Consider the following 13,981-nt stretch of genomic DNA (forward strand, 5'->3'; position numbering starts at 1 on the left):
CTTATCTGCGTGTCATTTAACATGACAGCACAAAGGTGAACAAAAGCGAAACAAACGTTGGAAAAATTATCGATGCCCGAAAGCAGTTGCCAAAAGGCTGATCTGATCCGACACGGGATTCGTCGACATGAAGCGATCATGCTCAATGCCCGCTCCGTCATTGTAGATTTCATCATCCATCTGGCGAACGCGCGCTTGCAGCCTCAATGAACGATGAACAATATCGCAGTAGGAAAGCGGAATCTCATCCCAGCCCTCCACTGTTTCAGGTGCCGAATCCGTATCAAGCCGAACCTTGGCTTTTTCTGACATGACTTGTTCAAGCGTCATCTCGCCACTGCGCGACGCCCTTTGCAGCAAAAGCCACGAAGCGACCTGCATCAAGCGTGTCGTCAAGCGCATCGATTCGGCAGCGTAAAGCGTGGCTGCGGTCCGTGAAAGCCGACGCGCGGCCTCGCGACCCTCGCCGTCAAGATAGGCCGCCGCCTCCTCAACAAGGTTCATTCCTTCATCGTAGATGTGATTGAAACTTTCGGAGCGAACCATACGATCTGCAAGCCGGATCGTGTTGTCTGCCTTGAATTCCTGTTCACCCATCATATGCCCTGTCATCTAAAATATGCGCTGCCGCAACCCGCTATTTTCGTCAAAGCAGTAGCCCCTTACTGAAGGAGGAGCCGGAACAGCACAACGGTCGGCGGGCAGTAATCCCCGCAACCTGCCCGTATGTGCACAGTGACGCAAGTTTATCCTTAATAAAGGGTTAACGGCAGGGCGATCAGCGAATGGACAGAGGATATAAACATAAAAAAAGAGCCGCAAAAACGAGGCGGCTCTCAGGAGTCTAACAGGGAGGCGTCAAACAAAGTGGCCAAACCACTTGGTAAGAATCCAGAAAACTGGATGACTTATTTATAGATTGTAATGCTTAACGAGTGGTTAACCTGAACAAGTCGAGAAAATTTGCCTAAAAAGCTGCATTCGTTCCTGCTGGTTACAGATCACCTATTTCACGTGCCCTTTTGCGCAATTCAAACTTTTGGATTTTGCCGGTTGATGTCTTGGGTATTTCCTCAAACACCACATGCCTGGGACATTTATAGCTCGCCAGCAACCCTTTACAATGAGCCATCAACTGCTCAGCAGTCGCTGTACATCCCTGTTTCATTTCGACAAAAGCCAAGGGTGTTTCGCCCCACTTTTCATCAAGTCGGGCCACTACGGCACAGGCACCCACACCCGGAAATTTATAGAGCGCGTCTTCCACTTCTATGGAGGAAATATTCTCTCCGCCCGAGATAATGATGTCCTTGGAACGATCCTTAAGTTGAATATACCCATCCGGATAGGTCACGCCCAAATCGCCCGAATGAAACCATCCGCCCGCAAAGGCTTCATCGCTTGCTTGGCGATTTTTCAAATAACCTTTCATAACGATATTGCCGCGAAACATGACCTCGCCAATAGTTTCGCCATCTGCCGGCATTGGCTCCATGGTTTCCGGATCGAGCACTGCAAGGTTCTCCAGCGCTGTATAACGGACCCCTTGCCGTGATTTCTTGACAGCCTGTGACGATGGAGAAAGCAGGTTCCATTCATCCTGCCATTCATTCACCACCGCAGGGCCATAGGTCTCCGTAAGCCCATAAAGATGCGTCACTTCAAACCCTGCCTCTGCCATACCGGCCAGTATGGATTCAGGCGGCGAAGCTGCCGCGGTGTTAAACGAAACCGTCTGGGGGAATGTCCTTTTATCGCTCTCGGCGGCATTGATTAAGGTCGACATGACAATGGGTGCGCCACAAAGATGCGTGACGCCATGATCGGCAATCGCATCGTAAATCGGCTTTGCCCTGACCCAGCGAAGACAGACATGGGTCCCGAACTGTAACGCCAACGTCCAGGGGAAGCACCAGCCGTTGCAATGAAACATTGGCAACGTCCAGAGATAAACGGGATAACGCCCGAGCCCTGAGGCAACAATATTGCCATAACCCATCAAGGCTGCGCCGCGATGATGATATACCACACCCTTGGGATTGCCCGTGGTGCCGGATGTATAATTGAGCGTTATTGCATCCCACTCATCATCAGGCATCGACCAGAGATAGTCCGGATCGCCGCTTTGAACGAAAGCCTCATAGTCCAGTTCGCCAATCCTGGGTCCCTGTGCATGAGGCGCATCCTCGGCGTATTCCGTATCCACGAAATCAATGACAATCGGCTTAACCTTCGCCAGCTTGAGCGCTTCGTTGAATACCTTTGAAAACTCGGTATCGACAATCGCGATCTTCGTTTCCGCATGGTCGAGTTGAAAAGCAATAATCGCCGGATCCAGCCGCGTGTTCAGTGAGTGCAATACGGCTTTTGTCATGGGCACGCCAAAATGTGCTTCAAGCATAGGCGGCGTGTTGGAGAGCATCACTGTAATGGTGTCACCTTTACCGATGCCCTTGTGGGCTAAGGCGGAAGCAAGTTGGCGCGTCCGTCGATAAAAAGTGCCGTAATCAGTCTTTTGCGAGCCATGGATTATGGCAGTTCTGCCAGGATAAACACGCGCCGCACGTTCCAGATAGGAAAGCGGCGTCAACGGCTGATGGTTTGCCAGGTTGCGATCCAGATCCTGCTCGAAAATATTGCCCATACAGGTCGCCTCCCACAACGATGAAGCCATCTTAACTTAGCTTTGTCGGCGGGGGCTAGAGCCTTTCCTGCTTAAATAGAAGCAGTTCTGTTTCTAGTTAAACAGGAAAGGCTCTAGTGGCCACGCTCGCAACAAAATTACGAGCGCGATCTGATTGGGCTTGGCTGCTTATGTCACGGCCTTCAAAGTGGTCACGGCCATGGTTTTTCCGACCAGCACAGGTTTTGCCGGACTCGGTTTTTGAACCGGACGCCCGCCCCAACCAATGCGGGGCAACCATTCCAGATAATAGGCAAGGGCAAATTGGGCCATGATACCACTGGCGACCAGCAATGTGTCATCCAGCAGCCCACCTGGGTTCATGACCTTGACGACCTGCGCAACCATGGCAAGGATCGTCCCTGCCACAAACACTGGCAGTGAATGTTTGCCCAGGATCGCTAGTGGATGATCCTGCGAGGTGCGTGCAAGATTGGAAAGCGCAGGGACCGAGACGATCACATAGGCCAGCGCCAGAACATGAGCCAAACGGGTCAGAGACAAGAATGTCTTGTCAAAGCCTGTCAGAACCATAGGCAGGCCAAGCGACGTATCCACGCCCCAAAGCGGCCAGCGCACCCAAACCAGCGCGATCAGAATATAAGCGATCGACAGACCAAACAGATATTTGTTGAAGGCAATGGCGCCGCCACGACGAACATGCATGACACCCGCAATACCGATGACGAACAGGAATTGCCACGACAGCGGATTGAGGAACCACACGCCATCCGTCGGATAGTTTGGTGGTGCGATCTGATAGATACCTGAAACCAGCCACAGCACGCCCGAAACACCAATCATGGCGCTCAGACTGATGCTGCCAATTGCCAAGAACAATGGCAGCATTAAAAGCAGCACGCCATACATGGAAAGAATATTATTATAGCCTAGTTGATGGCCCATCGTTGCCAGCCCGATCAGCGCCTTTGCAGGCTGATCCATCAGCGGTCCGATATTGATAAAGGACATGAATTCAGGACGTTTCAAATAAAGACCTGCAGCACAGAAAACGGTGAGCGTCGCTATCGTCGTCAGAATATGTGTGCTGTAGAGCGTGGCCGCGCGCCGCCAAGCCTTCAACGTCATAAGCATACGATTGCCTGGCTCGAATTTGGAGCCGTAAGCCAAACCAACCGCGATACCTGAAATCAGAACAAACGCCTCTGCGGAATCGGAGAATCCCAGATTCTTATGCGTCAAATGTTCGAAAATAGTGCCCGGAATGTGATTGACGAAAATGGTCAGCAGCGCCAAAGCCCGAAAGACGTCAATGCGGGTATCCCGCTGTTTTGTCAGGGACTGTGTCATGAAATTCACCATTTCCTATCAATACTATGCAAGCATTGCGTTCCCGGCCTCGTTGGGAACGACTCATTTGGGCAGTTGCGATTTGATAATGCCTAGGTAAGGCAAAAGTTGCGGCAGCGCCGATCAACTTTGGTTCACGAATATAACAACGAGGCAATTCCGTCGTATGTTAACTTGAGCCCCATCAGCAAAATCATCCCATACATGAAGGGGTAAAACACCTCCGGCCGCATGCGTTTGACGATCCATGCTCCCGCAAAAGTCGCCAGTGGCGCGAGCGGCATGAGAACCGCCGATGCTTCAAGATTCGTCGCATCAAATTGCCCAAGCAGGAAATATGGTATGACTTTCACCGCATTCACGACAGCGAAGAAAATCACGCTGGTACCATTATAAACCTTGGGATCCTGACGCAAAGGGAGAGCGTAAACCTGATAGGGCGGCCCCCCGGCATGAGCGACAAAACTTGTGAACCCGGCTATGGCTGACCAGAAAGTCGCTGCTATCGTATTGTGAGGCTGCGCCTTGGCTCGCCGTTCAGCGCTGGCAAAAACATATCGCGCAAAAAAGATGATCGCGACCAGGCCGACGATAAGTTTAACCATGTCGTCAGTTACGACAGAAGCCGTCAGCCAGCCGATTCCAATGCCAAGCAAGCCGCCTGGCAGCATCAGCTTGAGCGTTTTAGCATCGCTGTGGCCGCGCCATGACCAGAGGCTGGCAACATCCATGACGATCAGTATGGGCAACATGATTGCTGCGGCCTGAACCGGCGGCATGACCAAAGCCATGAGCGGCACGCCCACTTGCCCCATAGCGCCACCAAGACCGCCTTTTGACAATCCTATGAGAATAGTCGCAGGCACGGCAGCGGCATAGAACCAAGGGTTCAATAAAAGATCGGACATGGCAGGAAGACCCGTAGAGAGGAGATTTGTCTTAATCCTGATCGCAGATATTGAGAAATGCTTTCTCCGGAAAATCACCGAAAAAAATCAACTTGCCGTTTTCAGAAACCGCGCAGGGTCTGTTCAAAGCACACACCATCCTTTATGCCCGAATTCGATCATGATTTAACAGTTAAAGAAGAACGATAGTCGGGGTAACAGATGAACAGCGAACCGAATCTAAAGCGTTGCCGTATTGTTCTGGTTGCGCCCAATGCAGCCAGTGTCAACGAGCTTGTAGCAAAACTCGGCGCGGCGCTGAGTGGCGGTGACGTGGCTTCGGTGCTGTTGCCTCCCTATGAAATGGACGAAACCACATTCCAGAATTTGGCCGAGGCTGCGGTTCCGCTGATTCAGGAATCGGGAGCGGCTGCCATTATTGTTGGCAACACCCAGATTGCGGGCCGGGTCAAAGCTGATGGGTTGCATTTTGAAGGCCCCGTTGCCGAGCTTGCCGACACTATTACGCGGCTTTCGCCCAAGATGATCGTTGGGACAGGCAACATCAAAAACCGGCACACCGCGCTTGAAATTGGCGAGGCAGCTCCGGATTATGTGCTTTTCGGTAAAATTGGTGCCGACAATAAACCGGAAGCGCATCCGCGAAATATTGATTTGGCTGATTGGTGGGCGTCGATGGTCGAAATCCCCTGCATCATCCAGGCGGGGAATACGCTGGAAAGCATCCCGGATGCAGTTGCCACGCGCGCCGAATTTATTGCTTTGGGTGCCGCGATATTCGACGGTGCGGACCCTGCCGCAGCGATTAAAGAGGCCAATCGCCTGCTTGACGAGCACGCACCCGCATTTGAAGACGGAAACTGATGAAAGCGAAGCAGGACTGATGGAATTGAAGCGCGTTGCTCTCTTAAGTTTTTTTTCGGCAGCTTTGATGGCAGTGTTGGCAGGCTCTGGTTTTGCGCAGCAAACGCCTGACACATCGCCATCCATCACCAGCCCCGCTCAAAATCCAACCGATCCTGCACCTGCACAGCTTGAATCACCCGATACAACTCCCAAGCAAGATAAGCCCAAACCTTTGGGCGCTCCCGTTACCGAACCAATTAATCCCACCCGTTTTGGTAAAGGCGCCGAAGACGAAGCTTTTGGCGCTTATCAACGCGGGCTTTACAAGACCGCCTATAATCTGGCGATGCCGCGTGCCGAAGCTGGCGATGCGACAGCGCAGGTACTCGTTGCAGATATTCTCGCCAGAGGCTTGGGTGTTCCCGCCAGTCTTGCTGAATCGGCAAAATGGTATGCCAAGGCGGCCGAGCAGGGCCAACCGGAAGCGCAATTTCGCTACGCAGGCATTCTGCTTGAAGGCAAATATGCAACTAAAGATCCCGTCAAAGCCAAGGAACTAATGAAAGCGGCAGCCAATGCGGGCAATGCCGCAGCGCAGTTCAATCTTGGACAGATTCTCATGCAGGAACATCCGGGCGAAACCGGGCTGGACAATGCCTATCCGTGGTTCCTGCAGGCCGCAGAAAAGGGCCTCGCTGATGGCGAGTATGCCGTCAGCCAGATTTTAGCCAATGGTACAGTCAAAATTCAACGCGATGAGCCTAAAGCGCGCCAATATCTGATAAAGGCTGCCATTAAGGGTTATGATACCGCCCAGATGGACCTTGGAACATGGCTTGTGGAAGGGCGCGGCGGCAAACGCGACTATAAGTCCGGTTTCGGCTGGATGCTTCGTGCTGCGGTGGGAGGCAATGTTGCCGCACAGGCACGGCTTGCAAAACTATATCGCGATGGCTTGGGCGTGGAAGGCGACAGCATCAAGGCAGCAGCATGGTACATCGTGGCACGACGTGCCGGACTGAACGATCCTGATCTGAATTCTTTCATGGATGGGCTGGATGACGATCAGATGAAAGCAGCAATTACCGAGGCAAATAAGCTCCGTTAGTAGCTGTTTTTGCGCTTTCGCTTGCCTATTGCGCGAATTTGTGGTCTTGGAGCGCCATTATTGGACGCCGCTTTTCATGTTGGCGCCAACTCTCAACTTCAATCCGGATAGACAAATGAAAATCAACGGTAATGAAATCCGTCCTGGCAATGTGATTGAACATGATGGCGGACTTTGGGTCGCGGTCAGAACAAACCATGTCAAACCCGGCAAAGGCGGCGCCTATAATCAGGTAGAGCTGAAGAACCTGATCAATGGCACAAAGTTGAACGAGCGTTTCCGTTCCGCTGAAACAGTTGAAAAAGTTCGCCTTGAACAGAAGGACTTCTCCTTCCTTTACGAACAGGGCGATGCCCTGGTCTTCATGGACACAGCCAGCTACGAACAACTGGAACTGCAGAAAGATTTCGTTGGCGACCGCGCCGCTTTCCTTCAGGATGGCATGATGGTTACCGTCGAACTTTATGATGAGCGCCCGATTGGTATTTCCCTGCCAGATTATGTCACGCTTGAAATCACGGAAGCTGATCCTGTCGTCAAGGGCCAGACCGCTGCGTCCTCTTATAAGCCTGCTGTCCTCGAAAACGGAATTCGCGTTCTTGTGCCGCCATTCATTTCGTCCGGTGAACGTATCATCGTCGACACCAATGAACTGACATATGTTCGTCGGGCTGACTAAGACCGGACACAAGCGGCAGCACATTGAAAGCGTGTTGCCGCACTCATTCTATACTACGGAGAAATAAGTCGAATGGCGCGTTCAGCGATACTCAATGTGATGGTTCAGGCTGCAATGAAGGCAGGCCGGTCGCTCGCTCGTGATTTTGGCGAAGTTCAGAATTTGCAGGTATCGCTTAAAGGCCCCGGCGATTATGTTAGTCAGGCCGATAGGAAAGCCGAAGAAATCATCTATGCCGAGCTGAAGCGTGCCCGCCCCGATTATAGTTTCCTGATGGAAGAAACCGGCGCGGTCGAAGGCACTGACGGACAGCATCGCTGGTTGGTTGATCCATTGGACGGCACCACAAATTTCCTGCATGGCATCCCGATGTTCGCCGTTTCAATCGCGCTTGAACGTCAGGGCCAGATCGTTGCCGGCGTAATCTTCAATCCAGCCATGGATGAGCTTTATACCGCAGAACGTGGCGGTGGAGCATTCCTCAATGATCGCCGGCTGCGCGTTTCGGGACGCACAAAACTTGTGGACTCCATCATCGGCACAGGTGTTCCTCATCTTGGCCGTGGCGACCACGGCAACTATCTGCTCCAATTGCGCAACATCATGGGTGAAGTTTCGGGCGTTCGCCGGATGGGCGCTGCTGCACTTGACCTCGCCTATGTAGCCGCCGGACGTTTTGACGGCTTCTGGGAGGACGGCTTGAACCCTTGGGATATCGGCGCAGGCATCATCATGATCCGGGAAGCTGGCGGCTATGTGACCGACCTTAATGGCGGTCAGGATGTGGTTGAGAGCAAAGCGATCGTGGCTGGCAATGAAGCAGTCCAGAAGGCACTGGTAAAAGCCCTCAAGAAGCCCATCTGATCCGAACCACCGCCTGCGTCACTCGAATGGAATTTATTGTTCCATCGTTGCCCTATTGCGTCTTTCAATTGCAGCGCATTTTCGGTTAGGGTTCGCAGAAATCGATTTGGCACGCGCTTGAAGCGCGCAGCCAACCGAACCGCGGAGACGATATGATGGCTGATTTCAGTTCGACCCGCCAAGGGCTGGACCACGATGATTACGATCCCTACCGGCTTTCAAGCCCAAGGTTCGTTCTTTTGTCGATGGCGATTTTCCTGGTCATCGTTGCATTTTTGGGCGCCATCCTCTTTCGCCAAATATCCGGGTTTTTCACCACCAATCCCGGCTTGAATGGTCTCATCATCGGCGTGCTCGTTGTCGGCATCCTTCTAGGCTTCGGTCAGGTCATCCGTCTGTTTCCCGAGGTGCGGTGGGTCAATTCATTCCGGCGCGGCAATGTTGATCCGGATGCACGACCTGTCATGCTTGCGCCAATGCGCGCGCTGATCGGCCGGCGTCAATCCATGGCTCTTTCAACAAGCGCCATGAGTTCAATGCTTGACTCCATTGCAGCCCGGTTGGACGAAACGCGGGATATTTCGCGCTATCTCATTGGGCTTCTGGTTTTTCTCGGTCTGCTCGGTACATTCTGGGGTTTGCTGGAAACGATCGGTTCTATTGGAACAACCATTCAGTCTCTCGACCCGCGCGCGGGCGACGCCAATAGTGTTCTGGATTCCTTGAAGGCTGGTCTTGAGTCGCCGCTACGCGGCATGGGCACAGCATTTTCCTCATCCCTCTTCGGTCTTTCCGGCTCATTGATCCTTGGTTTTCTCGACTTGCAGGCCGGGCGCGCCCAGAACCGTTTCTATACCGAGCTGGAGAACTGGCTTTCCAGCGTCACTGATCTCGGTTCCGACCTGCACGCAATTGATGCGGTGAACAGCGGGACATCCGACGAATTGCGCGCCCTTTCCGAGCGCTTGCAAAACATCCAGGAAACCGGCGGTTCAAGTCAGCGAACGACGGCTGCCTTGGCCAGCCTTGCCGAAGGTATTCAGGGCCTCGTCAAAAACATGCGGGCAGAACAACAAATCATGCGCGATTGGGTTGAGAAACAAGCCGACGAGCAAAAAGCCATCCGCAAGACGCGCTCGATAAGCTCGGCGATTCTATCGAACGCAACAAGGCAAGCTGACGATGGGTCTTGGTCGCAAACGCCGCCCCATCCGTCATGTGGATTATTGGCCGGGCTTCGTTGACGCTTTGTCGACGCTTCTGCTCTCCATCATGTTTCTGCTGTCGGTCTTTGTTCTGGCTCAATTTCTCTTGAGTCAGGAAATTACGGGCAAGGACGCGGTACTCAACCGGCTCAATTCTCAGATCAATGAATTGACGCAGCTGCTTTCGCTTGAGCAAGGCAATAAGCAGGATCTGGAAGACACGATCGCAAATCTGCAGGCATCCTTGACCAATGCGCAAAGCGAGCAATCGCGTCTGCAATCATTATTGTCGCAAGGTGCTGGTGCCGGTGCCGCGGCAGAAGGCAAGATCAACGAACTGTCGACCGGGCTGGAGAATGAAAAACAGATCAGCGCCCGCGCACTGTCCCAGGTGGAATTGCTCAATCAGCAAATTTCGGCCCTTCGCAGACAAATCGGTGCGCTCGAAGAAGCACTGAACGCCTCTGAATCGCGTGATAAAGAGTCTAATGCGAAGATCGCTGATCTCGGCAAACGGCTCAATGTTGCCTTGGCACAGCGTGTACAGGAGTTGAATCGCTATCGTTCTGACTTCTTTGGACGGTTACGCGAAATCTTGTCGGATCGTGAGAATATTCGCATTGTTGGCGATCGTTTTGTTTTCCAATCCGAAGTGCTGTTCCCCTCGGGCGCTGCTATCTTGAACCCCGCCGGTTCGGAAGAAATGAAGAAACTGGCGTTGGCGCTGATCGATCTGCAAAAGGAAATTCCCGACGATATCAATTGGGTCCTGCGTGTGGATGGTCACACGGACGATATTGCATTGTCCGGCACAGGCCAGTTCAAGGACAATTGGGAGCTTTCTTCGGCACGCGCAATTTCAGTGGTAAAATTTCTGATCGCGAATGGCGTACCTGCAAACAGGCTTGTAGCAGCCGGTTTTGGCGAATTCCAACCGCTTGAGCCGGGAGAGACACCTGAAGTACGCGCAAAGAACCGCCGTATCGAACTGAAACTGACTGAGCGTTAAATCCCGAACAGGGTAGCCAACAACGCCAGAACGGCTGGGAGAGCCTGTACATAGAGTATTTTTCGGCCGACTGTTGCCGCGCCGAAAAGACCCGCAACGACCACGCAGCCAAGAAAGAATATCTTGATTGCAAAACCATCTTCGCCGAGCCACAGCCCCCAAACAAGTCCAGCAACCAGAAAGCCGTTGTAAAGCCCCTGATTCATCGCCAACGCTTTGGAGGCGGTAGCAAACTCCTGTTTAAGGCGAAATGTTTTTAAACCCAGCGGCTTGTCCCAAGCAACCATTTCCAAATACATGAAATAGATATGAAGCAGCGCCACCAGCGCGATCAGAATATTGGCAACCATCACTCATCCCCTGCTTATTCGGCTGCACCTTTGAAGGCATCCGCCCCGGCTTCAAACTGCAGTTTTGCAAGATTGGCATAAATGCCATTCTTTTTCACAAGCAACTGGTGCGTTCCTTCTTCGACTATACGGCCGTTTTCCATCACCAGAATACGATCTGCTTTCAGCACGGTTGCAAGCCTGTGAGCGATCACCAACGTCGTGCGTCCTTCCATCAGGTGATCAAGCGCCTTCTGCACGAGCATTTCGCTTGCTGCATCAAGTGCGGAGGTCGCCTCATCGAGCAGCAATATCGGCGCGTTGCGCAAAATCGCGCGGGCAATTGCCACGCGTTGGCGCTGCCCACCTGAAAGCGTTACGCCGCGCTCTCCGACTTGCGTATTATAACCATGATCCAAAGCGCAAATGAAATCATGTGCCAAGGCCGCTTTGGCGGCAGCTTCAATATCAGCCTCGCTCGCACCGGGACGGCCGAAACCGATATTCTCACTGACAGTGGCCGCAAAAATAGTTGTGTCCTGCGGGACAATGGCAATGCGGGCGCGCAAAGCCACAGGATCAACATCCCGAATATCAACGCCATCGACTTCGATCCGCCCAGAAAGCGGATCATAATAGCGAAGCAACAGTGAGAAGACCGTGCTTTTTCCAGCGCCGGAGGGGCCAACAATGGCGACTGTCTCACCGGGCTGGATGGTAAAGTTGAGTCCTCTTAGCGCAGGAGCATCAGGGCGGGCCGGATAGTTGAATTGGACATCACCAAAAGTCACCGAACCCACAGGCGGTTGCGGCAAGGCAACTGGATTGACTGGCGCTGCAATAGCAGGCTGTTCGTTGAGAATCTCGGTCAAGCGTTCCGCGGCACCGGCTGCCTGCGATAATTCTCCCCAGACCTCGGAAAGTGCGCCCAACGCACCTGCGGCAAAAACGGAATAGAGCAGAAACTGCCCCAATGTACCGGGTGTTATGACACCGGACAGCACATCGCGTGAGCCAAACCAGAGCACCGCGACAACGCTGGAGAAAATCATGAAAATTGCAAATGCCGTCAGCACTGCGCGTGCCTTCACCGACGCCCGGGCCGCCAGAAACGCATCCTCCACCGATGCGCCAAAACGCGATATCGCCAGTTTTTCATTGGTGAAAGCCTGCAATGTTCGCACGGATACAATGGATTCGCTGGCATAGGCTGTGGCATCGGCAAGTGTGTCCTGTGCCCGGCGCGAGCGCCTGCGCACGGAACGGCCAAAGGCTATCAGCGGAATAATGATCACGGGAATCGCCGCGATGACCAGACTGGAAAGTTTTGGGCTCGTGATCACCATCATGAAAATAGCGCCAAGGGCGAGTATCAGATTGCGCAAGGCTATGGATGCTGTTGCACCTACCGCTGACTTGATCTGCGTTGTATCGGCAGTCAGACGGGAAACGATCTCGCCCGATTGCGTGCCGTCGAAGAACGCTGGAGAAAGCCTGGTCAAATGCGCGAATACATCACGGCGAAGGTCGGAAATAATCCTCTCGCCTAATGTGATAACGAAATAATAGCGCCCGGCCGAAGCGACCGCCAGCAAAGCGGCGAGGAGCACCAGCATTCCAAAGTAATTGTCAATGAATGCACCATTGGCGCCGGTGAAGCCGTGATCAATCATGCGCCGGACTGCAAGCGGCAACGTCAATGTCGTCACGGCGGCGAGTATCAGGGAAGCCAAAGCTCCTGCCAGCATGCCTTTATAACGGGACATATAGGGGAAGATCCGGCTCAGCGGCTTTAGCGAGCGGCGCTTTCTCTCTGTCTCATCAAGGCGAGATTGAGCCAAATCTGCCATTAATCAATATCCTCACATCGCTTTGGCGACTTTGCAGCCAGATGGCCTTGTTATTGCTTGAAGGCTGATGTATAGGCTCGCCAACAGTTTTGGAAGCCCCAACCGTCTGCAGTTTCTGTGGCGTTTGGCTTCATCTTTAACAATCGGCTCCTGACCAGCACTGCCACAATCAAAGTGGTGCCGGTTTTGCGCCCTCCAGTTTAGGACACTACCGATGAAAGCCAACATTCATCCTGACTACCACAACATCAAAGTCGTCATGACCGATGGTACAGAATACATGACCCGCTCCACATGGGGCAAGGAAGGCGATACGATGAACCTCGATATCGATCCATCCACACATCCAGCATGGACTGGCGGCAATGCGCAGCTTTCCGATCGCGGCGGCCGTGTTTCCAAGTTCAAGACACGCTTCGGCAATCTCGGCATATAATTCTTTTTGCCTTTATGGCATCTTTAAACGGCCCTGCTCTGCGGGGCCGTTTTTGTTTGCGGATTTTTTCGGGGGACACCATTCGTGAAAATTGCTCTGCTGCATACCGCCGAAAGCAATATTGCGGGCTTCGAAGAGGCTGGCATGAAAATCGGGCTTTCTGCCGGGACACTTATGCACAAAGTGCGGGCCGATCTTTTGCAGGCCGCGCGTGAGGCAGGCAAGCTGACGCCATCTATCGCACAGGAGACGGCAGCGGCATTGCAAGCCCTGACCGGGGATGCCGACGTGGTTATGCTGACTTGCTCCACACTCGGCCCTTCAGTTGAACAGCTTGGATCAACCGGCGTCCCTGTCCTGCGCGTCGATGCGGAACTGGCAAAACGCTCTGTCCGCAATGGCGGCTTGGTGGTTGCGCTTTGCGCTCTCGATACAACGATCGAGCCAACGACGCGGCTTTTTACACAAGCTGCGGAGAGTACTGATGCAACGATTGATGTGCGCTTGATCCGGAAATCTGGGACCTTCTTCTGGCCGGTGATCACATCGCCTATTGCGCGGCAATCGCCAAGGCAGCGGATGCTGCATATGAAGCGGGAGCCGATATTGTGGCCTTGGCTCAAGCATCAATGGCGGGCGCAGCCGGCAATGTTACCAAAGGTCCAAGACCTTTCGATTCGCCAAGTTCAGGGTTGGCGGCAGCGATTGCCGCTTGTCGCCCCAGCGTTTGACAAGCTGCTGTTTCGCCAATAG

The 13,981-nt window shown here is 53.2% G+C and carries 13 protein-coding genes and 1 pseudogene; 8 read left to right on the forward strand and 6 right to left on the reverse strand.

Annotated elements, in window-relative coordinates:
- Nucleotides 1–66: 66 nt before the first annotated feature.
- The 4 genes from rcdA to QFZ34_RS10870 form a co-directional block, all read right to left on the reverse strand.
- Nucleotides 67–600: a protease adaptor protein RcdA gene (rcdA, locus tag QFZ34_RS10855; protein ID WP_370878838.1), complete on the reverse strand. Its 534-nt coding sequence runs from the start codon at nucleotides 598–600 to the stop codon at nucleotides 67–69.
- 394 nt (nucleotides 601–994) lie between these two features.
- Entirely contained in the window at nucleotides 995–2,644 is a 1,650-nt protein-coding gene (locus QFZ34_RS10860) for an acyl-CoA synthetase (RefSeq protein WP_307280678.1), read from the reverse strand.
- A 168-nt stretch (nucleotides 2,645–2,812) separates the two neighbouring features.
- Nucleotides 2,813–3,994, reverse strand: a complete 1,182-nt coding sequence (locus QFZ34_RS10865; RefSeq protein ID WP_307280682.1) for an OpgC family protein — start codon at nucleotides 3,992–3,994, stop codon at nucleotides 2,813–2,815.
- 134 nt (nucleotides 3,995–4,128) lie between these two features.
- Entirely contained in the window at nucleotides 4,129–4,902 is a 774-nt protein-coding gene (locus tag QFZ34_RS10870) for a sulfite exporter TauE/SafE family protein (RefSeq protein WP_307280684.1), read from the reverse strand.
- Nucleotides 4,903–5,103: 201 nt separating this feature from the next.
- Here QFZ34_RS10870 and QFZ34_RS10875 point away from each other — a divergent pair, with 201 nt between their 5' ends.
- From QFZ34_RS10875 to QFZ34_RS10900, 6 genes and pseudogenes are all read left to right on the forward strand, one after another.
- Complete coding sequence (locus QFZ34_RS10875) at nucleotides 5,104–5,766, forward strand: thiamine phosphate synthase (protein WP_115054207.1); 663 nt, start codon at nucleotides 5,104–5,106, stop codon at nucleotides 5,764–5,766.
- A 19-nt stretch (nucleotides 5,767–5,785) separates the two neighbouring features.
- A complete protein-coding gene (locus tag QFZ34_RS10880) occupies nucleotides 5,786–6,856 on the forward strand; it encodes a tetratricopeptide repeat protein (protein WP_115054274.1) in 1,071 nt (356 codons plus the stop codon).
- 115 nt (nucleotides 6,857–6,971) lie between these two features.
- Nucleotides 6,972–7,535, forward strand: a complete 564-nt coding sequence (gene efp, locus QFZ34_RS10885) for an elongation factor P (protein ID WP_115054206.1) — start codon at nucleotides 6,972–6,974, stop codon at nucleotides 7,533–7,535.
- Nucleotides 7,536–7,607: 72 nt separating this feature from the next.
- Complete coding sequence (locus QFZ34_RS10890) at nucleotides 7,608–8,399, forward strand: inositol monophosphatase family protein (protein WP_115054205.1); 792 nt, start codon at nucleotides 7,608–7,610, stop codon at nucleotides 8,397–8,399.
- A gap of 152 nt (nucleotides 8,400–8,551) precedes the next feature.
- Nucleotides 8,552–9,526 (forward strand): annotated as a pseudogene (locus tag QFZ34_RS10895) (MotA/TolQ/ExbB proton channel family protein); the annotation flags it as partial.
- A gap of 55 nt (nucleotides 9,527–9,581) precedes the next feature.
- Nucleotides 9,582–10,613, forward strand: coding sequence for a peptidoglycan -binding protein (locus QFZ34_RS10900; protein WP_115054204.1), 1,032 nt, complete (start codon nucleotides 9,582–9,584; stop codon nucleotides 10,611–10,613).
- Here the strand turns inward: QFZ34_RS10900 and QFZ34_RS10905 are convergent.
- Complete coding sequence (locus QFZ34_RS10905) at nucleotides 10,610–10,963, reverse strand: DUF1304 domain-containing protein (protein ID WP_307280691.1); 354 nt, start codon at nucleotides 10,961–10,963, stop codon at nucleotides 10,610–10,612. The two genes, QFZ34_RS10900 and QFZ34_RS10905, sit on opposite strands and share 4 nt — an antisense overlap.
- A 14-nt stretch (nucleotides 10,964–10,977) precedes the next feature.
- Nucleotides 10,978–12,792, reverse strand: a complete 1,815-nt coding sequence (locus tag QFZ34_RS10910; RefSeq protein ID WP_307280694.1) for an ABC transporter transmembrane domain-containing protein — start codon at nucleotides 12,790–12,792, stop codon at nucleotides 10,978–10,980.
- Nucleotides 12,793–13,006: 214 nt separating this feature from the next.
- Here QFZ34_RS10910 and rpmE point away from each other — a divergent pair, with 214 nt between their 5' ends.
- Together rpmE and QFZ34_RS10920 are read left to right on the forward strand one after the other, a co-directional pair.
- Nucleotides 13,007–13,228, forward strand: coding sequence for a 50S ribosomal protein L31 (rpmE, locus tag QFZ34_RS10915; protein ID WP_115054201.1), 222 nt, complete (start codon nucleotides 13,007–13,009; stop codon nucleotides 13,226–13,228).
- An 84-nt stretch (nucleotides 13,229–13,312) separates the two neighbouring features.
- Nucleotides 13,313–13,981 (forward strand): hypothetical protein, encoded by a 669-nt coding sequence (locus tag QFZ34_RS10920; RefSeq protein WP_307280699.1) that lies wholly within the window; start codon nucleotides 13,313–13,315, stop codon nucleotides 13,979–13,981.

This window comes from Phyllobacterium ifriqiyense (assembly GCF_030817885.1).
GTDB classification, from domain to species: Bacteria; Pseudomonadota; Alphaproteobacteria; order Rhizobiales; family Rhizobiaceae; genus Phyllobacterium; species Phyllobacterium ifriqiyense.

Coding starts and splice junctions, on each gene's coding strand:
- QFZ34_RS10875 (WP_115054207.1), top strand. CDS start 5,104: ATGAACAGCGAACCGAATCTAAAGCGTTGCCGTATTGTTCTGGTTGCG.
- QFZ34_RS10880 (WP_115054274.1), top strand. CDS start 5,786: ATGGAATTGAAGCGCGTTGCTCTCTTAAGTTTTTTTTCGGCAGCTTTG.
- QFZ34_RS10865 (WP_307280682.1), bottom strand. CDS start 3,994: ATGACACAGTCCCTGACAAAACAGCGGGATACCCGCATTGACGTCTTT.
- QFZ34_RS10860 (WP_307280678.1), bottom strand. CDS start 2,644: ATGGGCAATATTTTCGAGCAGGATCTGGATCGCAACCTGGCAAACCAT.
- efp (WP_115054206.1), top strand. CDS start 6,972: ATGAAAATCAACGGTAATGAAATCCGTCCTGGCAATGTGATTGAACAT.
- QFZ34_RS10910 (WP_307280694.1), bottom strand. CDS start 12,792: ATGGCAGATTTGGCTCAATCTCGCCTTGATGAGACAGAGAGAAAGCGC.
- QFZ34_RS10905 (WP_307280691.1), bottom strand. CDS start 10,963: ATGGTTGCCAATATTCTGATCGCGCTGGTGGCGCTGCTTCATATCTAT.
- QFZ34_RS10900 (WP_115054204.1), top strand. CDS start 9,582: ATGGGTCTTGGTCGCAAACGCCGCCCCATCCGTCATGTGGATTATTGG.
- rcdA (WP_370878838.1), bottom strand. CDS start 600: ATGATGGGTGAACAGGAATTCAAGGCAGACAACACGATCCGGCTTGCA.
- QFZ34_RS10870 (WP_307280684.1), bottom strand. CDS start 4,902: ATGTCCGATCTTTTATTGAACCCTTGGTTCTATGCCGCTGCCGTGCCT.
- rpmE (WP_115054201.1), top strand. CDS start 13,007: ATGAAAGCCAACATTCATCCTGACTACCACAACATCAAAGTCGTCATG.
- QFZ34_RS10890 (WP_115054205.1), top strand. CDS start 7,608: ATGGCGCGTTCAGCGATACTCAATGTGATGGTTCAGGCTGCAATGAAG.